Annotated in this window: 21 protein-coding genes, 1 tRNA gene and 1 pseudogene; 9 read left to right on the top strand and 14 right to left on the bottom strand. The window is 65.9% G+C overall.

From position 1 onward, the window contains the following. Window positions 1-179: 179 nt before the first annotated feature. Window positions 180-413 (top strand): hypothetical protein, encoded by a 234-nt coding sequence (locus CHB74_RS16010; RefSeq protein WP_144033820.1) that lies wholly within the window; start codon window positions 180-182, stop codon window positions 411-413. A 137-nt stretch (window positions 414-550) separates the two neighbouring features. Here the strand turns inward: CHB74_RS16010 and CHB74_RS22055 are convergent, their stop codons facing one another. The 9 genes from CHB74_RS22055 to CHB74_RS15965 form a co-directional block, all read right to left on the bottom strand. Beyond that, window positions 551-2,656 carry a site-specific integrase gene (locus tag CHB74_RS22055; RefSeq protein WP_179220873.1) on the bottom strand — a complete coding sequence of 702 codons (2,106 nt, stop codon included), beginning with the start codon at window positions 2,654-2,656 and terminating at the stop codon, window positions 551-553. 80 nt (window positions 2,657-2,736) lie between these two features. Beyond that, window positions 2,737-2,811, bottom strand: a tRNA-Gln gene (locus CHB74_RS16000). 77 nt (window positions 2,812-2,888) lie between these two features. Beyond that, window positions 2,889-3,800: a TIGR03619 family F420-dependent LLM class oxidoreductase gene (locus CHB74_RS15995; protein WP_245842972.1), complete on the bottom strand. Its 912-nt coding sequence runs from the start codon at window positions 3,798-3,800 to the stop codon at window positions 2,889-2,891. Then, window positions 3,800-5,503 (bottom strand): FAD-binding protein, encoded by a 1,704-nt coding sequence (locus CHB74_RS15990; protein WP_245842971.1) that lies wholly within the window; start codon window positions 5,501-5,503, stop codon window positions 3,800-3,802. The genes CHB74_RS15995 and CHB74_RS15990 overlap by 1 nt, the downstream gene beginning before the upstream one ends. Before the next feature lie 10 nt (window positions 5,504-5,513). Then, the gene (locus CHB74_RS15985) at window positions 5,514-6,284 is read right to left on the bottom strand and encodes an SDR family NAD(P)-dependent oxidoreductase (RefSeq protein WP_089220662.1); all 771 of its coding nucleotides are present in this window, start codon (window positions 6,282-6,284) and stop codon (window positions 5,514-5,516) included. 11 nt (window positions 6,285-6,295) lie between these two features. After that, a complete protein-coding gene (locus CHB74_RS15980; RefSeq protein ID WP_089220642.1) occupies window positions 6,296-7,192 on the bottom strand; it encodes a TIGR03619 family F420-dependent LLM class oxidoreductase in 897 nt (298 codons plus the stop codon). A gap of 24 nt (window positions 7,193-7,216) precedes the next feature. After that, entirely contained in the window at window positions 7,217-7,978 is a 762-nt protein-coding gene (locus CHB74_RS15975) for an SDR family NAD(P)-dependent oxidoreductase (protein WP_089220641.1), read from the bottom strand. Between the two features lie 207 nt (window positions 7,979-8,185). Then, window positions 8,186-8,629: a nuclear transport factor 2 family protein gene (locus tag CHB74_RS15970; protein WP_089220640.1), complete on the bottom strand. Its 444-nt coding sequence runs from the start codon at window positions 8,627-8,629 to the stop codon at window positions 8,186-8,188. Between the two features lie 106 nt (window positions 8,630-8,735). Continuing rightward, window positions 8,736-9,734, bottom strand: coding sequence for a GDP-mannose 4,6-dehydratase (locus CHB74_RS15965; protein WP_089220639.1), 999 nt, complete (start codon window positions 9,732-9,734; stop codon window positions 8,736-8,738). Between the two features lie 137 nt (window positions 9,735-9,871). Here CHB74_RS15965 and CHB74_RS15960 point away from each other — a divergent pair, with 137 nt between their 5' ends. Then, the gene (locus CHB74_RS15960; protein ID WP_089220638.1) at window positions 9,872-10,042 is read left to right on the top strand and encodes a YegP family protein; all 171 of its coding nucleotides are present in this window, start codon (window positions 9,872-9,874) and stop codon (window positions 10,040-10,042) included. A gap of 1 nt (window position 10,043) precedes the next feature. Here CHB74_RS15960 and CHB74_RS15955 read toward each other — a convergent pair whose 3' ends face one another. Next, window positions 10,044-11,138 carry an NAD(P)/FAD-dependent oxidoreductase gene (locus CHB74_RS15955; protein WP_089220637.1) on the bottom strand — a complete coding sequence of 365 codons (1,095 nt, stop codon included), beginning with the start codon at window positions 11,136-11,138 and terminating at the stop codon, window positions 10,044-10,046. Then, window positions 11,135-12,088, bottom strand: coding sequence for an alpha/beta fold hydrolase (locus CHB74_RS15950; RefSeq protein ID WP_089220636.1), 954 nt, complete (start codon window positions 12,086-12,088; stop codon window positions 11,135-11,137). Before CHB74_RS15950 ends, CHB74_RS15955 begins: the two co-directional genes overlap by 4 nt. A 50-nt stretch (window positions 12,089-12,138) precedes the next feature. Between CHB74_RS15950 and CHB74_RS15945 the strand changes: the two genes are divergently transcribed. Genes CHB74_RS15945 through CHB74_RS15915 form a run of 7 tightly spaced genes read left to right on the top strand, consistent with a single transcriptional unit; the run spans window position 12,139 to window position 19,094 of the window. Beyond that, window positions 12,139-12,609: an A24 family peptidase gene (locus tag CHB74_RS15945; protein ID WP_089220635.1), complete on the top strand. Its 471-nt coding sequence runs from the start codon at window positions 12,139-12,141 to the stop codon at window positions 12,607-12,609. Between the two features lie 43 nt (window positions 12,610-12,652). Then, window positions 12,653-13,666 (top strand): Flp pilus assembly protein CpaB, encoded by a 1,014-nt coding sequence (cpaB, locus tag CHB74_RS15940; protein WP_089220634.1) that lies wholly within the window; start codon window positions 12,653-12,655, stop codon window positions 13,664-13,666. Between the two features lies 1 nt (window position 13,667). Then, a complete protein-coding gene (locus CHB74_RS15935; RefSeq protein WP_089220633.1) occupies window positions 13,668-15,164 on the top strand; it encodes a type II and III secretion system protein family protein in 1,497 nt (498 codons plus the stop codon). A gap of 8 nt (window positions 15,165-15,172) precedes the next feature. Then, entirely contained in the window at window positions 15,173-15,820 is a 648-nt protein-coding gene (locus CHB74_RS15930; protein ID WP_089220632.1) for a CpaD family pilus assembly protein, read from the top strand. After that, window positions 15,820-17,097: a CpaE/TadZ family protein gene (locus CHB74_RS15925; protein ID WP_089220631.1), complete on the top strand. Its 1,278-nt coding sequence runs from the start codon at window positions 15,820-15,822 to the stop codon at window positions 17,095-17,097. The genes CHB74_RS15930 and CHB74_RS15925 overlap by 1 nt, the downstream gene beginning before the upstream one ends. 4 nt (window positions 17,098-17,101) lie before the next feature. Next, window positions 17,102-18,076 carry a type II secretion system F family protein gene (locus CHB74_RS15920; protein ID WP_089220630.1) on the top strand — a complete coding sequence of 325 codons (975 nt, stop codon included), beginning with the start codon at window positions 17,102-17,104 and terminating at the stop codon, window positions 18,074-18,076. Between the two features lie 19 nt (window positions 18,077-18,095). After that, window positions 18,096-19,094 (top strand): type II secretion system F family protein, encoded by a 999-nt coding sequence (locus CHB74_RS15915; protein WP_089220629.1) that lies wholly within the window; start codon window positions 18,096-18,098, stop codon window positions 19,092-19,094. Between the two features lie 35 nt (window positions 19,095-19,129). Here CHB74_RS15915 and CHB74_RS22820 read toward each other — a convergent pair. The 3 genes and pseudogenes from CHB74_RS22820 to ppdK all read right to left on the bottom strand — a co-directional run. Next, window positions 19,130-19,231, bottom strand: a pseudogene (locus CHB74_RS22820) (PEPxxWA-CTERM sorting domain-containing protein); the annotation flags it as partial. A 1,156-nt stretch (window positions 19,232-20,387) separates the two neighbouring features. Next, on the bottom strand, window positions 20,388-20,801 hold the full coding sequence (locus tag CHB74_RS15905; protein WP_144033819.1) for a hypothetical protein: 414 nt from the start codon (window positions 20,799-20,801) through the stop codon (window positions 20,388-20,390). Between the two features lie 51 nt (window positions 20,802-20,852). Continuing rightward, entirely contained in the window at window positions 20,853-23,516 is a 2,664-nt protein-coding gene (ppdK, locus tag CHB74_RS15900) for a pyruvate, phosphate dikinase (protein ID WP_089220627.1), read from the bottom strand. Window positions 23,517-23,577: the final 61 nt, after the last annotated feature.

Genomic DNA, 23,577 nt, shown 5'->3' with positions numbered 1-23,577 from the left:
TCGGAGGCGTCCTGGCCGCGCGCCCATCCCATCGGCACGCAATTTTGATAGTGGGGCGGTATAAATCCCATAGCTCAGCCAAAGAGGACATGGTCGAGCGATGCACGACGACCACCAAGGACGAAAACGCGGCTCTTAAGTGCGCCCACCGGCAGCAGCACCGTCTGGCGAGCATATCAATGGCCGATCAGAACCAGGCCTGCGAACTCCTCGGCCATGTCGGCGACGATCCATTCGCTTGGTTGGGGCGGAAGGTGGAGCAGCGCGAGGTGCTGCGCTTCATGGTCGACGGCCGCGCCGTCTACCCGCTCCTCCAGTTCGACCTGGCCGCGCACCGAATCTACCCTGCCATGCGCCACCTGCTGGCGATGGAGCCGACCATATCAGCGACCTCCGCCTGCTCTATTGGCTGATACGGCCGCATCTCGATTTCAACGATAGCCCGGGCGCGGCGCTCGGCAGCGAACCCGACGCCGTAATCGCAGCCTTCGCGCGCGAGATCGAACCCCAAACCCACGGGTGACCGCGACGCCCACTCGTCCTCGGGCCACTAGCGACCAGCTGGCACCTGCCTGGCGAGCGACGGCGTCCGTCGCCGCGGCCGCTCGACTGTCACCGGCATTGGCGATGTGCGCAGCCCGCTTGCCTCGCCGTTGGAGCGCCTCATCCGGCGTCGGACCGGGCGCGCGAGAACCGGAGGCGTCTCGCCGCAGGACCTCGCGACGCCTGTACCATTCGACCGCACCTGCTGAGGCACTGGCTCGAGATGCGCCGTCACATTGGGAATGAGGTCGATGATCGCGGCGAGCTTCCGCAGCCGTGTCGCCTTGGAGTAACGATGGGCCATGCCGCTGGTCGTGACATGGCCCAGCAGGTCATTGCGGGTCTCGACATAGACCTCGGCATCCTTGAGCTCGGTCGAGACCATGTGGCGGAACGCATGGACCGCCTGGCCGGGCTTGAGGAATGGCAGGTGGCGCGCGATGGCCCGCCAATGCCGCTTGTAGAAGACGTCGCCCATGGCGCGACCCGGTTTCGGCGGAACCAGCTCGGGAAACAGCACCGTATCGCCCCGCGCGCGGGCCGCTTCGACAAAGTCGAGGAAGCCGAGCCGGATCAGTTCCTGGGCGATCGGGATGAGCCGCTTCGACTGGCGGTTCTTGATCCGTCCGGTCGGCGTCACCGCAATGGCGATATACCTGATCCCCGCTGCGCCCCCGATGTCCGCCGTCATCAGCTTGCTGATCTCCTCGCGCCGCGCGCCCGAATACCAAAGCAGCAGCGGCACCCAGTAAGCAGCGCCGTGAAAGACACGATCGCCCGGCTTGAGGCACCGCGCCCGGCTGGCGCAGCCCGTCCAGATCGGCAGCGCAAACAGCGCCTGCCCCTGCTCGGGCGTGAACGCATCGCGCAGGTCGCGATCATCACGGTCGTCGGAGAACAGCAGGTCATCCCAATAGAGCGGTGCCATCTGCGGCACGTCGCGCCGCAGCCATTTGCACAGCTGGCGCAGGAAACGGAAATGGCGGTTGGTCGTCGGCGGCAACAGGCCGATCTTGCTCTCCGCGAGCTTGCCGGCCGCGACCATATCCGCCGCTTCATCGGCGATCGCCTCGAGGCTCATCGCGGCATGACGCGGGCTCTTGTGATGGCTCTGCGGTAACCGGTCGAACAGCGCCGAAAGGTCGAGCAGATCGTCCTGCGTGATCTGCCAGAGCGGCCGGGTGAAGCTCTTGCCGAGCAGCATCGCGGCGGTCAGGAACTGACGGCGGGTCTTGTCATCCCAGCCCCGCCGGGCACGCTTGGGCGGCGCCTTCGCGTCACCACCGGCGCGCGGCATGCTCGCGACGTAGCGCGCGGCGGCCTCAGTGACGCTGAGCGAGGTCCATGCCGGTGATGGCGTCGACCGGGGGCGCCCGCGCGGCTCGCGCGCGACCGTCCGGTGGCGTGGCCCCCAATCGCCGGCGGACGCGGGCAAGGGCGGCACGACATCACTCGGTGGCTCCGCCCCGTCGTCACCCGCGGGCGTCGCATCGTCGAGCCGGTAGGCCGTCGTCGGATCGGCAAGCCGCCGACGAAATTCATCGATCCCGGCCAACCGCGCTTCGTGGATCACCTTGAGCATCGCCCGGGTGACCGCCGGGGTGGCGACGAGCCCCTGCCCCTCGAGCGCACCGATCACCTCGGCCTGCCAGAGCTCACGACACCGCGCAGAGACCCCGGCCAGTGCGCTGCCGGCAACCGGCGCCGACGATGGCAGGCCGTCCTCGACGATCGCGCGCGACAGCCGCGCCAGATCGTCGAGCACCGCTGCGAGATGGTCGGCGGGGCGCATCACCGCCGGCGCCTGGCCCAGAATGTCGAGGTGAAGCGCCTCGAGCCGGTCGCGTCGGCGCGCAATTGGCTCCGAAAGATCGCTGCACGCTGCGTATAGGATAGAGGCGGATTCGCTGTGCCACCCTCGAGCTGGCGGCGAAGCGTTTCGCAGTGGTCGGCGAGACGGGCGGCGCAGGCTCTTGCCACGGCAAGTCTCCTCGTCAGCAGGCTTATCGCTATACGATAATTTGTCCCATCGGACCAGCGAATAGACCGGCGGAAGTAATAGACCGCACCACGCCGGAAGAGGTTGCTGTCGGTTCGCATCGGTATCGTCCACACCATGTGGCTACAGGTGCTGGTTACACACAAGCAGCCGGGACCCTGCCGCCCTGATTTATGGGATACTTAGCGAAATACTGGCTGGGGCGGCAGGATTCGAACCTGCGAATGCCGGTACCAAAAACCGGTGCCTTACCGCTTGGCGACGCCCCAGCATCGGAAAGCGGCGCCCTTATAGCGGGGGATTGTCCGCTGGGAAGGGGGCCGCTGCCTTTTCTTGATCGCTATGTTCAGCGGCGCAACGATGCCTTGAACGTGGCGAGCTTGGTTGCCAGCGCCTCGGCGCCGGCGCGATCCTTGGTGAAGTGGAGCGGGAAGAGTTCGATTTCCGTCACGCCCGCCTCGACCATGGCGTGGGCGTTGTCGAGCGTGCGATCCACGTCGAGCCGGCCGTCTGCGCCTTTCACCGCGCGCGGCACCGCGCGGACCATCAGGCTTTTCGGATCGCGGCCGCGTTCAACAAAGGCGGCGCGCAGCTTCACGATGCCTTCGGCGATGCTGGGCACATCGGCCTGGATCGGCAGCCAGCCATCGGCATGATCGGCGATGCGCGCGACATTGCGGTCGCTGGGCGCGATGCCGAGCATGATCGGAATGCGATCGCCCTGCACCGGGAAGGGCCGGCTGTGGATGCGATCGAAGCTGACGGTCTTGCCATGATAAGCGGCCGGCGCGTCGCGCCACAGCGCGCGACAGACCTCGATCTGTTCGACCATCAGGCCGAAGCGGCCCTCCCACGGCACGCCGCTCGCTTCATATTCCTCCTTCTGCCAGCCGACGCCGAGGCCGATCGAGACACGTCCGCCCGAAATCACGTCGAGCGTGGCGAGCTGCTTGGCGAGCAACACGGCGGGACGCAGCGGCGAGATCAGGATCGCGGTCTGCAACCGCACCCGCTTCGTCGCCTGCGCGATGGCCGACAACAGCGCGATCGGCTCCCACCACGGCCAATCGAGCGGCATCGGGAACGGGCCGTAGGGATAATTTTCCAAGGCCTCGCCCATCACCACATGATCGGTGAGCGTGACGCCGTCGATGCCCAGATCCTCGGCGACGGCCAGCCAGTCGATCATCGCGCGGACATCGCCGCCGAACAGGGTTTCGAGGCCGATCAGGCCAAGGCTGACACGCACATCACCCATCACACATTCGCCTTGGCTATATGGCGCGCCGCGCGGCGGCCGGAAAAAACGCAGTCGGCATAAGACAGGCCCGAGACATAGGTCTGCGATGCGATGCCGACGGCGGTGCGGCCGGCGGCGTAGAGGCCGGGAATCGGCTTGCCGCCGCCATCCAGCACCTGGCCCGTATTCTCCTCGACGCGCAAGCCGCCAAAGGTGATCACCGGCAACGGCAGGAACTTGCTCGCGATCGAAATGTCCATCGCATAATAAGGCCCCTGCTCGATCACCTGCATGTCGGGCGGCTCCTTTTCGAAGCGATCGGCCTCCTCGCCGCGCGCCGCGCGGTTATAGGCCGCAACGGTGGCCGCGATCGTCGCGCGGTCGAGCCCGATCTTGTCGGCCAGCGCATCCAGCGTCGGCGCCTTCTTGTAGTTGAACAGCAGGTTGAGCAGCGTCACATCGCGCTGGAAGGGGACCAGCACCGGATCGAACGCCTGGCTGAACGCCTGCTTGCGCAGATTGGCGTCGTAGATCAGCCAGCCCGACCCGCCATGATGATCGACGATATGTTCGCCCATGGTGGCGCCATAGACGGTTTCATCGACGAAGCGTTCGCCCTTGGCGTTGACGACGATCGCGTCGGACCACGCCTTGGGCGGATTGATGAAGCGCCAGGCCGAAACCTTGCCCATCAACGCGGTCGATCCGCCCGCCGTCATGCCCATGATGATGCCCGAACCCTGATCGCCCAGAGTGCCGTTGGGCATGCCGGCCGCATAGGCCGGGGCATAATGCTGGACCATCCTGGGGTTCATGATGAACCCGCCGGTCGACAGCAGCACGCCTTCCTTGGCGCGGATCCAGCGGGTTTCGCGGCCATGCGCCTCGATCCGCATCGCCTTCTTCAGATAATGGTTGCCGATGCCGATGGTGATCGCAGCAAAGGGCAGCGACGGCGGCAGCATCGCCAGGAAGAAATTGGCGCGGCGGATATGGTTGGTGAACGCCGTGGCGTCCTTCGATCCCGGCGGAATCGTCAGCACCTTCAGCCCGACGACGCGGCCATTGGCGTCGATGGCGAGCTGGCGCGCCTCGGTCAGCGGCCGGAATTTGAGGCCGAGCTTCAGCGCGGAATCGCGCAGCGGGTTGTAGATGCCGATGCCGACGCCCCAGGCCTTCTTGCCATTGGCGATATGGGCGCGGTGGCCGCGCGCGGCGGGCTTGGCGACCTTCTTGTAGCGGGCGACCAGCGAATTATCGGGGTGGTAGAGGAAGCGATCGAGCGGCGGATAGCTCGCCTTCTTCTTCCACACCGTGCCTTTCAGCTTGCCGCCATGGTGGAGAATCCAGTCCACCGTCGACACGCTTTCATCGACGAACTTGCGCAAGGTGGAATCGGCGACGACATCGCCGGCTTCCATCTTGAGATATTTGTACATCTCCTCCGGCGTGTCGTCCTCGCCCGCTTCCTTCTGGATGACGGTGCCGCCGCCGGCATAGAAGATGCCGCCATTGGCGGCGGTCGAACCGCCGCCTTCATAGCGATCGACGGCGATGACGGAGACGCCGCGTTCCAGCGCCTCCACCGCCGCGGCAACGCCCGCGCCGCCAAGGCCGGCGACGACCAGATCGGCCTCCTCGTCCCACATGTGGGCCGCCACGTCGTCGAGGATCAGCGGATCCTCGACATCGAGACCGACTTCCTGTGCCTTCGCCGCCACGCCCACGCGATCAGACCCCGAAGCCGCCCGAGACGGAGATGGTCTGCCCGGTCACATATTTCGCCCGGTTCGAGGCGAAGAACACCGCCGCCTGGCCGATATCCTCCGGCTGGCCCCAGCGCTTCAGCGCCAGCAGTTTGTGGGTTTCCTTCACCCATGCCTCGTCGAACACGCCCTGCTTGGTCAGTTCGTGGAACATGCCGGCGTCGATCACGCCGACCAGCACCGAATTGGCGCGGATCTCGAACTTGCCCTCTTCCTTGGCGATGCCCTTGATCAGCGCCTCATTGGCTGCCTTGGGCGCCACCGAAAGCCCGTCCATCGCCGGCCACCAATCATGCCCCGCCGAACCGAGATGGACGAAGGAGCCGCCGCCATTGGCGCGGAAATGTTCGATCAGCACCTGCGATGCGGTGAAGAAACCGAACACCTCGACGTCGATGGCGTTGCGATAATGGTCCTGCGTCCATTCCGCGATGTGGATCTGCGGCACGAGCGGGCCGGCGCCCCACACCATCGAGTGGACGCGGCCATGTTCCTTGGCGGCGGCGGCAACGGCGGCCTCCACCTGCGCCTTGTCGCGCACGTCGACCTGATGGATCGACGCCTTCACGCCATAGCCACGGATTGTCTCGGCGGTCTTTTCGGCCACATCCTGCTTGGAACGGTAGCAGATCGCGACCGCCGTGCCCGACTTGGCGAATTCGATCGCGACGCCCTGGCCGATGCCGCCGCTGCCGCCGAACACCATCACCGCGCCTTCGGGGAAATCCTTGCTCATCATTCCGTCTCCTAAATATGCTTGGCAATGATGCGATCGGCGTAACGGCTGATCGCGTCTTTCTTGACCTGAAGCTGGCGGAAATCCGCGCCGTCGTCGGTAAACCGCTCCACATCCCACGGGCTCGGCAGCCAGGGCATGGCGGACAAATGGCCACCCACCTCGTCCAGCCGGGCGATCGCGTCGGCGGTCAGCGGTTCGGCCAGCGACAGGATGGGGGTGAAGCCGTCGCGCGACTTGCCCTGTTCCTCGCGCAGGCCGAGCAGCTGGTTCACGATCGCGAGATTGCCCGCCAGATCGAGCGGCAGCCCCAGCCAGCCATCGTTGCGCGCCGCGCGGCGCAGCGCCGGAAGCGCCGATCCGCCGCACAGAACGGGGATCGATTCCGCCGGCGAAGGCTTCGTCAAAATCTTGTTGAAGTTGAAGAATTCGCCTTCATGGCTGACGATTTCGCCCGTCCACAGCTTGCGCATGACGGCGATCATCTCGTCGAGCTTGCGGCCGCGCGTGGTGAAATCGACGCCGACCGCGTCATATTCTTCCTTGAGCCAGCCGGCGGAAACGCCACACACGGCGCGGCCGGGTGCGAAGGCATCGACGGCGGCAATGGCGCGCGCCGCCGTGAAGGGATCGCGCAACGCCGCCAGATAGATGTTGGTCGCCAGCTTGATCCGCTTGGTCTGCGCGCCGATCACCCCCAGCGTGACCCAGGGATCAGGCCACGGGGTTTCGATCGGCCAGAACCATTCGCCATCCTGCGAATAGGGATATTTGGTCGAGAATTCGGTGGGCATGACAAGGTGATCGGCCACGGTGACACCGTGAAAACCGCATTCCTCGGCATGTTGCGACAGCGCGACCAGTTGGTCGACCTCGGCCACGCCCATCAGCACCAGCCAGAACTTCATTTGCTGTCCTCCCGCGCCTGCCGGTCAGTTGAAATTGGCCTGGCCACCGTCGAGCGGCATCGTCATGCCGGTGACGTAGCGGGCATCGTCGCTGCACAGGAACACCACCGCGCGGCCGATATCCGCCGCGCAATCGCCGATCCGGCCCAGCGGTACCGTCTTCTTGAACGCCGCCGCTTCTTCCGGCCGGTCGCGTTCCCAGCCTTCCAGCGCGGGCGACAGGGCGAAGGGGGCGACCGCATTGACGCGGATATTGTCCGGCCCCCATTCGGCCGCCGCCGCGCGGGTGAGCGAGCGGATCGCCTGCTTGACCGCGGCATAGGTGCCATAGCTCGACATATCCCAGCGCACCGCCGCCGACGTGGCGAGATTGACGATGGCGCCCCGGCCCGATGCCTTGAGATGGGGGTAAGCCGCCTTCATGAAACGGAAGGTGGCGAGCGGACCGGACTGGAAGCCAGCCTCGAACCCTTCGTCGCTCTGGTCGAGCAGCGGGCCGAGGAACACCTCCTGCGCATTGTTGACGAGGATGTCGACGCGGCCGAGATCGCGCGCGACCGTTTCCACGATCCGCCTGATATCGGCCGGATTCTTCACGTCACCCTGGATCGGCAGCGCCTTGCCGCCGGCTTCGGTGATTTTGGCGACCGTATCATGCAGCTTAGCTTCGGTCCGCCCGGTCACCGCGACGGCGGCGCCTTCGCGCGCCAGTTCCAGCGCGATGCCCTGGCCGACACCCTGGCCCGCACCCGTGACGATCGCCACACGCCCTTCGAGACTGCCCATCCGCTCTCTCCCAGATCAAGCGACATGCGTATTCCTTGTGCCGGAATATCGCCGGTTACGTCGCACAGGGTCTAGAGGAGCGCCATCATGCGGAAAAGTCCAGACTCGGGACCGCGAAAAGCGATGGCCCGATCAGTGGATGATGCAGCCCCGCCGATGTGGGCGAAATCCGCACCGCCGGGTGCCCCGGCGATGCGGCAATCGCGCTCAGCCGGTAATGCCGTTGCCCGGCTTGACGGTCTTGAGTTCGGTCCAGTCGATCAGCAGCGTGCGCGACGCGATCTTCCACACGCCGGCTTCACGCCGGAACTCGTCCTGATAACGGATCGACCACATGTCGTTGGTGGCGGTGCCATCCTCGGCAACGCTGATATGGTTGGCATAGCTCTTGGTTTCGCCACGGGCCTGATCGCCATCGACGGTCACGTCCTGCGCGATCACCTGATGCAGCGTGCGGGCGAACATCTGGCCCAGCATGCCGGGGATGGTGCGGATGCTTTCGATGCCCTCCATCCGGTTGAACGGCGTCACGATGAAAGCATCGTCGGTGAACAGCGCCGCGAAGCGCGCCGCATCGCCGGCATCGCCGGCAATGGTATAATCTTCGACAAGCGCGCGAATGGCGGCGCGATCGGCGGCGACGTCGGTCATGGCAAAGGCATCCTTCCTTGGTTGGCGCCCTTGTTCCGCCGCCCGTTGCCCAAGACAAGGGGCTTGGCGCGGCATGGCCCGATCGCCAATGCCTGCATGTCCCAAATCAGACAGAGCGATAGGCACGATACCAGTCGACGAAGCGCGGCACGCCAAGATCGATCCCGATGTTCGGCGCAAAGCCCAGATCGCGCTGGATGGCCGAGATGTCGGCGTAGGTTTCCTTGACGTCGCCGGGCTGCATCGGCTGATAGTCGCGGATCGCCCGCCGGCCGCATGCCTGCTCGATCACATCGATCAGGTGGCCCAGCTCCTCCGCGCGATGGTTGCCGATATTGTAGAGACGGTGCGGCGCATGGCTGCCACCGGCCTTTTCGGTGCCGTCGTCGGCCGGCGGCTGATCGAGCGAGGCGACCACGCCGCTGACGATATCGTCGATATAGGTGAAATCGCGGCGCATATCGCCGCCGTTGAACACGCTGATCGGCCGCCCTTCGAGGATCGCGGCGGTGAACAGCCACACCGCCATATCCGGCCGCCCCCATGGGCCATAGACCGTGAAGAAGCGCAGGCCCGTCAACGGCACGCGATAGAGATGGGCATAGGTCTCGCTCATCAGCTCATCCGCCTTCTTGGTGGCGGCATAGAGCGAGATCGGATGATCGACGCGATCTTCGACGCGGAAAGGCAGGCTGTCATTGCCGCCATAGACCGACGAGGAGGACGCATAGACGACGGGAAGCCCGCCGCGTTCGCGGGCGACTTCCAGCATGTTGAGGTGCCCGACGAGATTGGACTGCGCATAAGCACGCGGATTTTCGATCGAATAACGCACGCCGGGCTGGGCGCCGAGATGGACGATGCTTTCGATCGTCACGCCGCGCAACGCATCCGCCAGCGCGCCATGATCGGCGAAATCGACCTCGGCGAAGCGGAAGGCATCGCCATGGCGGGCCTGAAGATCGGCGATGCGATCGCGCTTCAGGGCGACGCTGTAATAGTCGTTCAGATTGTCGATGCCGAGAACGGACTGACCGCGCGCCAGCAGGCGATGGGCGACATGGAAACCGATAAAGCCCGCCGCACCCGTCACCAGAACCGTCATTCACACCACTCCATCCCTGCCCGGCTGCCTTGCAGGGATGGAACCATCGGTCATCCCAAAAGGCTGCTCCGGCCGTTGGCACATGCCGGCAACCCGGCTAGGCTGGCACCGCCGTAACAACTTCAGAAGGACATTTCATGAAGTTCACCGTCTACAAGGACAAGGCCGGCGAATTTCGCTGGCGGCTGGTTCACGCCAACGGCAACATCCTGGCGACCGCGAGCGAGGGCTATTCCTCCAAGGCCTCCGCGCTCAAATGCATCGACAATGTGAAGGCGTCGGCCTCGGCCGAGGTGATCGAGGAATAGATCAGGCGAAGCGGCCGGGGGCATAACGATCCGCGTCCACGGCGCGGACGGCCTCCGGCATCGCGCGGGCCATCAGCAGCGCCGCGCCCAGCATCGCCGCCGCCGGCGCGGTCTGGATGCCGAAGCCGCCCTGCCCGGCAAACCAGAAGAAGCCCGGCGCGCGTTCATCGAAGCCATAAACCGGCGCGCGATCCGGCGCGAAGCTGCGCAGCCCCGCCCAGGCATGATCCTTGGCGAGAATCCGGCCGACGCCCAGCCGCTCATACCGATCGATCGCGATCGCGATGTCCAGTTCCTCAGGCGCGGCATCGCAGGGTGGGCAGGCAATCTCGTCATGCGGCGAAAGCCATAGCCGCCCACCGGCTTCCGGCTTGAAGTAGAAGCGGCCCAGTGCATCGACGATCAGCGGCAGATCGGCCGGCGCGGCCGGATCGACCGCGATCTGCACCATCGTGCGGCGATAGGGCGTGATCGCGATCGGCGTCGCCTTTGCCAGCGCGCTCACCTCGCTCGCCCACGCCCCGGCGGCATTGACGATGATATCGGCCACCACCGGCCCCTGCCGCGTGGCGATGCGCCAGCCTGCGCCTTCGCGGGCAAGGCCGGTCACGGCGGCATCGGCCAGCAATGTCGTGCCATTCTGGCGCGCACGGCGGAGATAATCTGCATGGAGCGCAGCCACTTCGATATCCGCGCAGCTCGGTTCGGCAAGGCCAAGCGTCCATTCGGGCGCGAGGCCCGGCAGCAGGCGATCGAGGCCCGCGCGATCGACGGGATCGAGCGCGACGCCGGTGCCGGCGAATTCGGCCTGCATCGCGGCAAGCGCGGCGATGCCATCCTGATCGGCGATGTGCAGCGCGCCGCGATCCTTCAGGAAATTGCCGTCGCGCAGATAGGCGCCCGATGCCGTGGTCAGCGGCTGCACCGCCGGGCCGCCATAGGTTTCCGACCAGAAGGCGGCGGATCGGCCGGTGGAATGATAGCCCGGCTGGCTTTCCGCCTCGATCAGCACGACATCGACGCCCGCACCGATTTCGGCGGCGATCGATGCCCCCGCCATGCCGGCGCCGATGATGGCGATATCGGCGCGGATCATCGCGCAACCTCCTCCAGAAACCGATCGATCGCGGCGAGCGCGGGCAGCCGAACCGCGTCCGATTCGCGCAGCAACTCATGCGCGCCGTGATCGAACCAGTGCAAGCGGGCATCGGGCAGAAACCGGGCCGCGCGCGCGATCGCCTTCGCATCCACCAGCTTGTCCTGCCGCGTCGCGAGAATCAGCAAGGGCGTTTCCACCGTCGCCAGCACCTCGCGGCGCGCAAGCCCGGCCATCGATTCGGCGGCGGCGTGGATCCAGCCCCAGCTTGGCGCACCGACGACGAGTTCGGGATGCTGCGCGCGCCACCAGAGTTCATCCGCATAGCGTGCCGCACTATGCGTCAGGTTGCGCTGGCGGTGCGCGGGCATCGCATCGCGCCCGCCGCCCCATGCCGCCCGTTCGGCGAGGCCCAGCCGGCAGGCGATGGCCGAAAGCCCGCGCGCCAGCCACGCCGGCAGGCCGGACGCGGCAAAACCCAGCATCGGCGCCAGCAGGATCGCGGCATCCACCTGCGGCCGGCGTTCAGCCAGCAACCGCAGCACAAGGTGCCCGCCCATCGAATGCCCGACAAGCACATGGGGGCCGGGCGTGGTGGCCAGCCAATCGGCCACGATCGCGTCGAGATCATCCACCCAGCGGGCGAAATCCGGGGCATGGCCGATCGCGGGATCGGCGAGGAAGCGGCCCGATCCCCCCTGGCCCCGCCAGTCGAACCCGCGCAATTGCCAGCCGGCGCGATGCCAGTGGCCGAGCGGTTCGAGATATTTCTCGATGAAATCGCCCCGTCCGCCCTGAAACAGCAGGCTGCCGCGCGGCGGGCCATCCGTGGCTGCCGGCCAATCGAAGCGGCGCAGCGGCCAGCCATCCGCCGCCGGCACGAAATCGATCCTCATATCCGCCGGCCGGCAGCGCCGGTCGCCCGATTCCACATGCTTCGCCAAGTCCATGGCGGCTGGTTACGGTTTGGCAAGGGTGGCCGTCTAGCCTTGGCGGCATCATGGGGGTTGTGGGAATCATCATCCTGGCCGGGCTGGCGGCGGCGCTGCTCTACGTCATGTGGAGCGATCTGCGCACGCGCACCATTCCCAATGGCCTGAACGCGGCGATCGCGCTGGCGGCGCCGTTGTGGTGGTTCGCCCAGGGGCTGCCGCTCTGGCCCGACGCCGCGATCCAGATCGCGCTGGCCGCAGGCGTGTTCGCGCTGTTCGCCGCCTGCTTCGCCATCGGCGCGATGGGCGGTGGCGACGTCAAGCTGCTCGCCGCGCTGGCGCTGTGGCTGCCGCCGATCCCGATGGTGCGGATGCTGATGGTGATGGCGATCGCCGGCGGCGTGCTGACGATCGCGATGGTCGTGCTGCACCGCGCCCGCAAGGCCGAGGGCCGGCCGGAGATCCCTTATGGCGTGGCGATCTCGCTCGCCGGGCTCTGGGCATTAACCAACCATATCTTAACGACTCCGGCCGCATGATGCGGGCAATTCCTAGAAAAGGGCCGAAGGGACCACAGGCGTCATGGATGTGAAGAAGCTGGCACTGCTGATCGGTGCGCTCCTGCTCGCAGGTGTTTCGGCCTTCATGGCCAAGAGCATGTTCACCGGTGCAGCGGCACCGCAGGCGGCGGCGCAAGCTGCCGAGGCGGTTCCGACCGGGCCGGAGGTGCTGGTCGCCACCCGCGCGCTGCCGGTGGGCACGATCATCGAACCCGATAGCTTCCGCTATCAGCCCTGGCCGAAGGATCTTGTCGAAAAGGCCTATTTCATCAAGGGCGAGAGCGACCTGCAGGCGCTGACCGGCACCGTCGTGCGCGTGCCGATCACCGCCGGCGCGCCGATCACCCAGGGCTCGCTGGTCAAGCCGGGCGATCGCGGCTTCCTGGCCGCCGCTTTGGGGCCGGGCATGCGCGCCGTGACCGTTTCGGTGTCGGCTGCGTCGAGCGTCGCCGGCTTCGTCTTCCCCGGCGATCGCATCGATCTCGTGCTGACGCAGGATGTGGCCGGCGGCGGCGACGGCCCCGCGCTCAAGGCATCGGAAACGATCATCCGCAATCTGCGCGTGCTCGCCACCGACCAGCGCACCGACAATAGCGTGGGCGAGGACGGCAAGACCATCGTCGCCACCTTCTCCACCGTCACGCTGGAAGCGACGCCCAAGATCGCGGAAAAGATCGCGGTCGCGCAGAATATCGGCCAGCTCTCGCTGTCGCTGCGCTCGATTGCCGACAACACCGCCGAACTGGAACGCGCCATCGCCGCCGGCGAGGTGGACGTGCCCGAAAATGGCGATGCGAAGGCCGAAAAGCAGATGCTGCTCGCCGTCGCCAGCCGGCCGATCGACACCGACACCACCTTCACCGTCGGCGCCGATGTGTCGCGTTTCCAGCGCCGCAGCGTGCCGGCCAAGACCGCGCAGGCCCCGGCCGAAGGCGGCGCGGCGGTCGCGGCCAGCTATGCCGGCACGCCGTCCGGCCCGGTCGTGCGCATCGCGCGCGGCAACACTGTCACCATCGTTCCCGTGGGGGGGAAGTAAGATGCGGATTACCCGTAACAGCCATCACGCGCTGGGGCTGGCGCTTGCCGCCCTGCTCGCCGCAGGCTTCGCCGCCGCCGATCCGGCTCCGGTGGCCGCAGCGCCCGCCGCGACCGCGCCCAGCGATCGCGTCACGCTGTCGGTCGGCACCGGCCAGATGGTCCGCCTGAACGGCGCGATGAGCGATCTGTTCGTCGCCAACGATGCCATCGCCGATGTGCAGGTGCGTTCGCCCACCCAGCTCTACATCTTCGGCAAGGGCGCGGGCGAGACGACGGTTTATGCCACCAACAAGGCCGGCCAGGTCGTCTATTCGGCCAATGTCCGCGTCGGCGCCAATTTCAGCAATGTCGGCCAGATGCTCCGCGTCGCGATGCCCGACGCGCAGATCAGCGCGACGCCGATGAACGGCGCGGTGCTGCTGACCGGCACCGTCGCCACCCCCGGCGACGTGGAGGAGGCCCAGCAACTCGTGCAGGCCTTTGTCGGCAGCGGCACGCAGGTGTTCAGCCGGCTCAAGACGGCAACGCCGATGCAGGTGAACCTGCAAGTCCGCATTGCCGAGGTGAGCCGCGACTTTTCCAAGAGCCTCGGCTTCAACCTGCTCAGCCGCGACACTTCCGGCGGCTTCCTGTTCGGTATCGGGCAGGGGAACGCCGGCACCATTTCCGGCCCGGCGGGCTCGCCCAATTATCAGTTCAACTTCAACCAGACCGGAACCACGCTGGGCGCGGCCGGTCACTTGCTCGGCATGGACCTGCTGGCAACGCTCGATCTTGCCGAGAATGACGGCTTCGTCACCACGCTGGCCAATCCCAACCTGACCGCATTGTCGGGCGAGACGGCGAGCTTCCTGGCGGGCGGCGAAGTGCCGATCCCGATCAGCCAGGCGCTCGGCACGCTTTCGGTGGAATATAAGCAATATGGCGTGAGCCTTGCCTTCACCCCGACAGTGCTGGCCGACGGACGCATCTCGCTGCGCGTGCGGCCGGAAGTGTCGCAGCTTTCCACCGCCGGATCGGTGACGCTCAACGATTTCAACATTCCGGGCTTCATCACCCGGCGCGCGGAAACCACGGTGGAGCTGGGATCGGGCCAGGCCTTCATGATCGGCGGCCTGCTGTCCAACAACCAGAACAACGTGATCGATAAGGCCCCCTTCCTGGGCGACCTGCCGATCCTCGGCATGCTGTTCAAGTCGACCAAATATCAGCGTCGCGAAACCGAGCTGGTGATCATCGTGACGCCTTATCTGGTGAAGCCGGTTTCGGCCAATCAGGTCCGGCTGCCAACCGATGGCTACAAGGCGCCGACCGACGCCGAAACCTTCCTGATGGGGCAGAGCTTCAGCGGCCAGACCGGCGGCAGGCGGCCGGTGCCCACCGCCGCGCCGCCGGTGACGATGGCGCCCAGCGGCACGCCCGCCGCATCCGTCGCGCCGGCCGCGCCGGCCGGCACCAAGGGCGCGCTGCCCGCCCCCGGCTTCTCGTTCAATTGAGGCCCGCCATGGAGAGCATCAACATGCGCCGCATCCTCGCCTCCGGCATCCTCGCCTCCGCACTGGCGCTTGGCGCCTGCGGCCCGGTCAATCGTGGCCTGGAAGCCGCCAACCAGCCGGTCGTCACCCGCGCCAATTATGTGCTCGACGTGAACCCGGCCGGGCTGACATCGGCCCAGTCGCCCGAAGCCCGCCGCATCGACGGCTGGTTCGCCGCGCTCAACCTTGGCTATGGCGATGTCGTCGCGATCGAAGATCCGATGCCTTATGGGCATGAAGACGCGCGCGCCGCCGTAGCCGCCGTCCTCGCCGATCACGGCCTGCTGTTGAGCGAAGCCGCGCCGGTGACGCCCGAAGCGCCCGTCAACGGCATGATGCGCATCGTGGTGCGCCGCGCCAATGCCAGCATCCCCAACTGCCCGAACTGGGACCGCATCTCGCAACCCGAATTCGCGGGTTCGGGCATGTCCAACTATGGTTGTGCGGTGAACGGCAACCTCGCGGCGATGATCGCCAATCCCGAAGATCTGGTGCGCGGCCAGGAAGCCAATAGTTCGGACGCGCGCAGCGTGACCAAGGCGATCAAATCCTATCGCGATACCGCGCCCACCGGGGCCGGCGGCGCCATCAAGTCCGAATCGACCGGAGGCAAATAATGAACGCGCCTTTCCATTCGCGCGGCAGCGCGCTTCGCGATCCGTTCACCGCTTATGTCTGCGACGAAGCGACGGCGGACGTCCTCCGGCTGGTGGTCGGCGAATTGGGCTGGCCGCCGGAAAAGGTGAACAAGGGCGGCCTGCGCAACGCGGTCCAGTCGCTTTCGGTGTCGGCAAGCCCGGGCATCCTGTTCGTCGACATGTCGGAATCGGGCGATCCCCTGAACGACATCAATTCGCTGGCCGAAGTGTGCGAGCCGGGCACGGTGGTGATCGCCGCCGGCCAGGTGAACGACGTGCGGCTGTATCGCGATCTCGTCGCTTCGGGCATCCAGGATTATCTGCTCAAGCCGTTCAACCCGGATCAACTGCGCGATGCCTTCGCGCACGCGCAGATGACGCTGGCCGGCCCTCGCAACGGCGAACAGGCGATCGATCGGCCGCATCTGTCCACCGCCTTCATCGGCGTGCGGGGCGGTGTCGGCGCCTCGACGCTGGCATCGTCGATCGCCTGGCTGTTCGGTGACAAGACCGGCCGGACGACGGCGTTGCTCGATCTCGACATCCATTTCGGCACCGGCGCGCTGGCGCTGGACCTCGAACCCGGCCGCGGCCTGACCGACGCGATCGAAAATCCGAGCCGCATCGACGGGCTGTTCATCGAACGCGCGATGGTGAAGGCCAATGACCGGCTGGCCGTGTTGTCGGCCGAAGCGCCGATCACCCAGCCGCTCCTGACCGACGGTTCGGCCTTCCACCAGTTGCAGGAAGAGATCCGCGCCGCGTTCGAATGCACCGTCGTCGATCTGCCGCGTTCGATGCTGATCCAGCATCCGCACCTGACGCACGACATGCAGGCCGTGGTGGTCGTCACCGAATTCACGCTGGCGGCGACGCGCGATACGATCCGCGTCCTTTCCTGGTTGAAGACCAATGCGCCGCAGGCGCGCATCATCCTCGTCGCCAACCGCGTGCCGGCGGGCGCGATGACGGAAATCAGCCGCAAGGATTTCGAAGGCTCGATCGAACGCGCCGTCGATATCGTGCTGCCTTACGACCAGAAGACCGCGGCGCAGGCCGCCAAGCTTGGCAAGCCGCTGGCCGAAGTGGCCAAGACCACCAAGATCGGGCCGGCCCTCGTCGATCTGGCACAGCGCCTCGTCGGCGTCGTCGAAGGCGAAGGTGCCGTCGCGCCCAAGGCCTCGGGCAAGTCGCTCCTCGGCAAGATCGGCGATCTGAAGTCGATCCTGCCGGCCAAGAAGCAGAAGCAGGGCTAAGCGCATGGAGGCGACCCCGATCATCGTGTTCGCCGCCGCGATCCTGGGCGCCTTGCTGCTGCTCGTCGCGGCCTTTGCCGGGCCCTCCACCGCCAAGGCGCAGGGCCGGCGCCTCGCCGATATCCGCGATCGCCACGCCACCTCCAGCGGCGGCGCCGTGGAAGCGCAGATGCGGCGCATCCTCGCGCAGCGCGAAACCAAGCTCGACCTCGCCTTTACCCGCTTCATTCCCAATCCCGCGCAGTTCCAGAAGCGGCTCGACATGACGGGCAAGAACTGGACGGTCGGCAAATATGCCGTGACGTCGCTCGTCATCGCTTTGGTGCTCGCCGGCGGCATGGCCGTGCAGGGGCTGCCGATCCTGTTGGCGCTGTTCGTCGGCCTGCTCGTCGGCGTCGGCGTGCCGCACATGATCGTCGGCATCCAGATCGGCCGGCGCGTCGCCGCCTTCACTTCCAAGTTTCCCGATGCCATCGAACTGCTCGTGCGCGGTCTGCGTTCGGGCCTGCCGATCTCGGAAACCATGGGCGTGGTCGCGTCCGAAGTGCCGGGGCCGGTGGGCGAGGAGTTCCGCGCCGTATCGGACAAGATGAAGATCGGTCGGACGATGGACGCCGCGCTTCAGGAAACCGCGGACCGGCTGGGCACGCCTGAATTCCAGTTCTTCACGATCACGCTGCAGATCCAGCGCGAAACCGGCGGCAATCTGGCCGAAACGCTCGCCAATCTGGCAGAGGTGCTGCGCAAGCGTGCGCAGATGAAGCTGAAGATCAAGGCGATGTCGTCGGAATCGAAGGCGTCGGCCTATATCATCGGGTCGCTGCCGTTCATCGTCTTCGTCCTGATCAGCTACATCAACTACGATTATATGGGCAAATTCTTCACCGACGAACGGCTGATGATCGCCGGCGGCGGGGGAATCGTCTGGATGGCCATCGGCGCCTTCATCATGCGCCAGATGATCAACTTCGAAATCTGATCGGGGGACGCGAAGCATCATGGAAGCGCAGGCCGGCCCGACCCTGTTGGGAATCGATGTCTACACGGTGGCGACGATGCTCGCCGCCGTGGCGACCTTCGCGCTGCTCGTCGCCATCTACGCGGCGACCACGGTGCGCGATCCGATGGCCAAGCGCGTCAAGGCGCTCAACGAGCGGCGCGAACAGCTGAAAGCCGGCATCACCGCGTCGACCGGCAAGCGCCGCGCCAAGCTGACCCAGACCAATCAGACCGCCGATCGCATGCGCACCCTGCTCAATTCGCTGCAGGTGCTGCAGGACGAACAGCTGAAGCAGGCGCAGATCAAGCTGATGCGCGCCGGCATCCGATCCAAGGACGCGGCCGTCGCGGTGATCTTCGGCCGGATGGTGTTGCCGATCGTCATCGGCGGCGGCGTCGTGCTGGCCATCTATGGCTTCGGCTGGCTCGCCGACTGGTCGGCATTCAAGCGTTTCGGCGTCGCCGCCGGCGCGCTGATCCTGAGTTACAAGGCGCCCGACCTGTTCGTCGACAACAAGATCAGCAAGCGCAGCACGGCGATCCGCAAGGGCCTGCCCGATGCGCTCGACCTGCTCGTCATCTGCGCCGAAGCCGGCCTCACTGTCGATGCCGCCTTCCACCGCGTCGCCAAGGAACTGGGCAAGGCCTATCCCGAACTGGGCGACGAATTCGCGCTGACCGCGATCGAGCTGGGCTTCCTGACCGACCGCCGCACCGCATTCGAAAATCTGGCGATGCGCGTCGACCTGGATTCGATCCGCGGCGTCGTGACGACGATGATCCAGACCGAGAAATACGGCACGCCCCTGGCGTCGGCGCTGCGCGTGCTGTCCGCCGAATTCCGCAACGAACGGATGATGCGCGCCGAGGAAAAGGCCGCCCGCCTGCCCGCGATCATGACGGTGCCGCTGATCTGCTTCATCCTGCCGGTGCTGTTCATCGTCATCCTCGGCCCGGCGGCCTGCTCGATCTCCGACAACCTCCTCAACGCCGGCTGACGGCACATCCGGGGCGCCGCCAGCCGGCGCCCCGATCAGGCAAACGCCAACGTGCCACGACGGCGCAGGGCGCCGCCCACCAGCCCGAAGCCGGCGATCATCATGGCCCAGCTTGCCGGCTCGGGAACGGCGGCGCTCGCGGCTATGGCGCTGGCGAAATTGTAACGCCCGTCAGCCATTTGGATGAGGCCAGGTGCTTCGCTGGTGAAGTAGCTGCTGTTGCCGACAGTGATTCCGCTGATCACCGCTGCGCGTCCAAAATCGACAATACCTCCCTCAAGCTCTTCGAGGCTCATCAGGCCATAGACGAAGAACTCGCTGTTTGCGGCGACATCGAACCTCACCGTCAGCAGTTGATCGACGGCGCCTGGCGCGCAGCCATAATAGCTGCCACAGACCTTAGCATGATCCATGTGATAGCTGGCTTCCAGCTGCGCATATGTATTCTGACTGGCGTAAGGCCGCGACTGCCATTGGCCATGGATCAGCTGCTCCATGCGATCAGGATAATATCTCACCTGAATGAGCTGCGGAATCTGTCCAGATCCGGGAAGCAACTCGATCCAGGATTCATAATATCCGTCCTGCCGGGTGATGGTCATATTCTGCGTAGCCGTGCTGAGTTGCCGCACATAGGATTGATCGCTCAACCCGATGCGCTCGGTGCCGCCAGGCAACGGGCGCTCAACGCCGAAGCTGTAATTACCGTCCCCAGAATCGTTCATCGCGAACGTATCGACCCGGCCGCGGATCGCACCAAGCTGATAACCGAACTCCCCGGCCGCCTCGCTTGGCCACCCGATGTCCGGCGTCATCGAACCCTGGATACGAACGTCGAAACTCACCTGCACGCGGCCGCTGCCATCCAGACTGTCGCCGACGCGAAAATTGGCGCCCCAAAGCGAGTTGGCTCCAGCAGACCCGGTATCGGGATCGTCACCGGCCGCATAGATGCGGTTCACGCCCACGTCGGTGGACGCACGTGCCAGATTGCCATGGCGTTCCACAGTCAGCGTTTCGGTAGAGTCGTAGCCGGTAAGGTAGGCGGGGCCATCCGGGCGATATTCGCTTCCTGCGGTGACGGTCGTTATAATCAGCGCGGCTGGCGCTGGGACGGCAGAACCGAGCAACAAGACGGCCGCGACCACCGATCGACGCAACATCAACGAATCCCCCTGATAATAAAAGATTTTTACCCAACAGCGGGAAGCAATTTTTATGCCATCGTTGACTTCATTGGCGCGGCCATAGCTCCGATCCAGCAGCCTGTAAAAACTACCGACAATCCCGGCCCTATCCGCAGCGGCCGAGGGTGACTTCGGCGACGACGTTGCCGCCGGTGACGCGGGTGACTTTCATCCGTCCGTCCGCGAGCGGATCGAGCATCCAGCGTTCGCGGGTGTCCGTGCCTTCGGCGGTGCAGTGGAGGTCGAGCGCGATCACGCCGTCGAATTCCACGCGTTCGCCTTCGACCGCGCAGCTGGTTTCGCCGGCGGTCGCGATCCGGTCGCGCGCCATCCGCCAGCGGCCGCCATCGCACAAGGCGGCGGTTGCGGCCCATTCGCCGGTCCAGTCGAAAATCGGGGCCGCGGGGGGCGTGGCGGCATTGTCGATCGGCGCGGCATCGGGGTCCTGCTGATCGCGTGCCGTGTCGCCCGCTTCGCAGCCCGCCAGCATCAACGCCGCGCCCCAGGGCCATAATCGCATGTCTGCCTCCCTCGCCATCCTTCAAGGACAACGAGGGAGGCGCGATCGGGTTCAGCCCTTCTTGAGCGCCGCCTGTGCCGCGGCGAGACGCGCGATCGGCACGCGATAGGGCGAGGCCGAGACATAATCGAGGCCGGTCGCCTCGCAGAAGGCGATCGAGGCGGGATCGCCGCCATGTTCGCCGCAGATGCCGAGCTTGATGTTCGGCCGCGTCTTGCGCCCGCGCTCGGCCGCAAGCTCGATCAGTTCGCCGACGCCATCGACGTCGAGGCTGACGAACGGATCGCGGGCATAGATGCCCTTGTCGACATAGGTGGTCAGGAAGCGGCCGGCGTCATCGCGCGAAACGCCCAGCGTTGTCTGCGTCAGATCGTTGGTGCCGAAGGAGAAGAATTCGCCCACCTCGGCGATCTCGCCCGCCTTGAGCGCGGCGCGCGGCAGTTCGATCATCGTGCCGACCAGATAGTCGATCGTGCGGCCCTTTTCGGCGAACACGGCCTTGGCGGCATTGTCGATCACGTCCTTCATCAGTTCCAGCTCGCGCCGCGTGGCGACAAGCGGGACCATGACCTCGGGGATCGGCGCGGCACCGCTCTTTTCGGCGACCTCGACGGCGGCCTCGAAGATGGCGCGGGCCTGCATCTCGTAGATTTCGGGATAGGTGACGCCGAGACGGCAGCCGCGATGGCCGAGCATCGGGTTGAATTCGTGCAGTTCCGCCGCGCGGCGCTTCAACGCCTCGATGCCGACGCCGGCGGCCTCGGCCACCTCAGCGAACTCCTCCTCCGCATGGGGCAGGAATTCGTGCAGCGGCGGATCGAGCAGGCGGATGGTGACGGGCAGCCCAGCCATGATCTCGAAGATCTGGACGAAATCGCCACGCTGTTCGGGCAGCAGCTTGTCGAGCGCGACACGGCGGCCCTTTTCATCTTCCGCGAGGATCATCTGGCGGACGGCGGTGATGCGGGCCGCATCGAAGAACATGTGCTCGGTGCGGCAAAGGCCCACGCCCTCGGCGCCGAAGCTGCGCGCGACCTTGCAGTCGAGCGGGGTTTCGGCATTGGCGCGCACCTTCAGGCGGCGCACCTTGTCGGCCCATTCCATCAGCACACCGAAATCGCCGGCCAGTTCAGGCTCGACCGTCGCGACCTTGCCGACCATCACTTCGCCGGTCGAACCGTCGATGGTGATGATGTCGCCTTCCTTCACCTCGCGCCCGGCGACGCGGAACAGCTTGGCCTTGGCGTCGATGGCGAGGCTGCCCACGCCCGAAACGCAGGGACGGCCCATGCCGCGCGCCACCACGGCAGCGTGGCTGGTCATGCCGCCGCGCGCCGTGAGGATGCCCTTGGCCGCGTGCATGCCGTGAATATCTTCCGGCGAGGTTTCGACACGGACGAGGATCACGCTGTCGCCCAGCCCGGCGCGATGTTCGGCGGTATCGCTGTCGAACACGGCGACGCCCGAGGCGGCCCCCGGCGAGGCGGGCAGGCCCTTGGCGATCACGTCGCGCGGCGCGGCGGGATCGAGCGTCGGGTGGAGAAGCTGGTCGAGCGCGGCCGGATCGACGCGGGCAACGGCTTCCTGCTGGGTGATCAGCCCTTCATTGGCCATGTCCACCGCGATCTTGAGCGCGGCCTTGGCGGTGCGCTTGCCCGAACGCGTCTGCAGCATCCACAGATGCCCACGTTCGACCGTGAACTCGATGTCCTGCATGTCGCGATAATGGGTTTCGAGGAGGTCGAACACGCGGGCGAGTTCGCCATAGACCTCGGGCATCGCCTCTTCCATCGACAGCGGCTTGGCCCCGGCGGCCTCGCGCGCGGCCTTGGTGAGATATTGCGGCGTGCGGATGCCCGCCACCACGTCCTCACCCTGAGCGTTGATCAGGAATTCGCCATAATAAGCGCGGTCGCCCTTGCTGGGATCGCGGGTGAAGGCGACGCCCGTGGCCGATGTGTCGCCCATATTGCCGAACACCATCGCCTGCACGTTGACCGCCGTGCCCCAGCCGCCGGGAATGTCGTTCAACCGGCGATAGACCTTGGCGCGTTCGGACTGCCAGGAACCGAACACCGCGCCCACCGCGCCCCACAGCTGATCGTGCACGTCCTGCGGGAAGGGCTTGCCCCATTGTTCCTGCACGATCGCCTTGTATTTCTTGACCAGCGCCTGCCAGTCGGCCGCCGACAATTCGGTGTCGAGCGTGAAGCCCTTGTCTTCCTTGGCGATCTCCAGCGCTTCTTCGAATGCGCCATGATCGAGTTCGAGCACCACATCGGAATACATCTGGATGAAGCGGCGATAGCTGTCCCACGCGAAGCGTTCGTCGCCCGAAATCGCGGCCAGGCCGACCACGGTTTCATCGTTGAGGCCGAGGTTGAGGACGGTATCCATCATCCCCGGCATCGAGATGCGCGCGCCCGAACGGACCGACACCAGCAGCGGATCGGCGGCGACACCGAACTGCTTGCCCGTCACCTTTTCGATATGGGCGATGCCGCCCGCGACTTCCGTCTTCAGGCTTTCGGGGAAAACCTGCCCGTCTTCATAATAACGGGTGCACATTTCGGTGGTGATGGTGAAGCCCGGCGGCACCGGCAGGCCGATCGATGCCATGCCATCGAGATTGGCGCCCTTGCCGCCAAGGAGATTCTTGTTCCCCTTGCCACCATCCGAAACTCCGCCGCCGAAACGGTAGACGTACTGCGTCATCAACTCTCACCTTCGTTGAGCCCGCCGAAGTTGAGGAAGTTGAGGGTTGCGTGGGCATCCC

It is taken from the genome of Edaphosphingomonas laterariae (assembly GCF_900188165.1).
GTDB lineage: Bacteria > Pseudomonadota > Alphaproteobacteria > Sphingomonadales > Sphingomonadaceae > Sphingomonas_E > Sphingomonas_E laterariae.
The sequence above is the reverse complement of the archived record's forward strand: the minus strand, read 5'-3'. Positions and strand labels throughout refer to the sequence as shown.

What these genes read in the sequence shown, in the direction of transcription:
- CHB74_RS16010 (WP_144033820.1), top strand. Translation starts at nt 180, where the DNA reads ATGGCCGATCAGAACCAGGCCTGCGAACTCCTCGGCCATGTCGGCGAC.
- CHB74_RS15995 (WP_245842972.1), bottom strand. Translation starts at nt 3,800, where the DNA reads ATGGGTGATGTGCGTGTCAGCCTTGGCCTGATCGGCCTCGAAACCCTG.
- CHB74_RS15985 (WP_089220662.1), bottom strand. Translation starts at nt 6,284, where the DNA reads ATGAGCAAGGATTTCCCCGAAGGCGCGGTGATGGTGTTCGGCGGCAGC.
- CHB74_RS15980 (WP_089220642.1), bottom strand. Translation starts at nt 7,192, where the DNA reads ATGAAGTTCTGGCTGGTGCTGATGGGCGTGGCCGAGGTCGACCAACTG.
- CHB74_RS15975 (WP_089220641.1), bottom strand. Translation starts at nt 7,978, where the DNA reads ATGGGCAGTCTCGAAGGGCGTGTGGCGATCGTCACGGGTGCGGGCCAG.
- CHB74_RS15970 (WP_089220640.1), bottom strand. Translation starts at nt 8,629, where the DNA reads ATGACCGACGTCGCCGCCGATCGCGCCGCCATTCGCGCGCTTGTCGAA.
- CHB74_RS15965 (WP_089220639.1), bottom strand. Translation starts at nt 9,734, where the DNA reads ATGACGGTTCTGGTGACGGGTGCGGCGGGCTTTATCGGTTTCCATGTC.
- CHB74_RS15960 (WP_089220638.1), top strand. Translation starts at nt 9,872, where the DNA reads ATGAAGTTCACCGTCTACAAGGACAAGGCCGGCGAATTTCGCTGGCGG.
- CHB74_RS15955 (WP_089220637.1), bottom strand. Translation starts at nt 11,138, where the DNA reads ATGATCCGCGCCGATATCGCCATCATCGGCGCCGGCATGGCGGGGGCA.
- CHB74_RS15950 (WP_089220636.1), bottom strand. Translation starts at nt 12,088, where the DNA reads ATGGACTTGGCGAAGCATGTGGAATCGGGCGACCGGCGCTGCCGGCCG.
- CHB74_RS15945 (WP_089220635.1), top strand. Translation starts at nt 12,139, where the DNA reads ATGGGGGTTGTGGGAATCATCATCCTGGCCGGGCTGGCGGCGGCGCTG.
- cpaB (WP_089220634.1), top strand. Translation starts at nt 12,653, where the DNA reads ATGGATGTGAAGAAGCTGGCACTGCTGATCGGTGCGCTCCTGCTCGCA.
- CHB74_RS15935 (WP_089220633.1), top strand. Translation starts at nt 13,668, where the DNA reads ATGCGGATTACCCGTAACAGCCATCACGCGCTGGGGCTGGCGCTTGCC.
- CHB74_RS15930 (WP_089220632.1), top strand. Translation starts at nt 15,173, where the DNA reads ATGGAGAGCATCAACATGCGCCGCATCCTCGCCTCCGGCATCCTCGCC.
- CHB74_RS15925 (WP_089220631.1), top strand. Translation starts at nt 15,820, where the DNA reads ATGAACGCGCCTTTCCATTCGCGCGGCAGCGCGCTTCGCGATCCGTTC.
- CHB74_RS15920 (WP_089220630.1), top strand. Translation starts at nt 17,102, where the DNA reads ATGGAGGCGACCCCGATCATCGTGTTCGCCGCCGCGATCCTGGGCGCC.
- CHB74_RS15915 (WP_089220629.1), top strand. Translation starts at nt 18,096, where the DNA reads ATGGAAGCGCAGGCCGGCCCGACCCTGTTGGGAATCGATGTCTACACG.
- CHB74_RS15905 (WP_144033819.1), bottom strand. Translation starts at nt 20,801, where the DNA reads ATGCGATTATGGCCCTGGGGCGCGGCGTTGATGCTGGCGGGCTGCGAA.
- ppdK (WP_089220627.1), bottom strand. Translation starts at nt 23,516, where the DNA reads ATGACGCAGTACGTCTACCGTTTCGGCGGCGGAGTTTCGGATGGTGGC.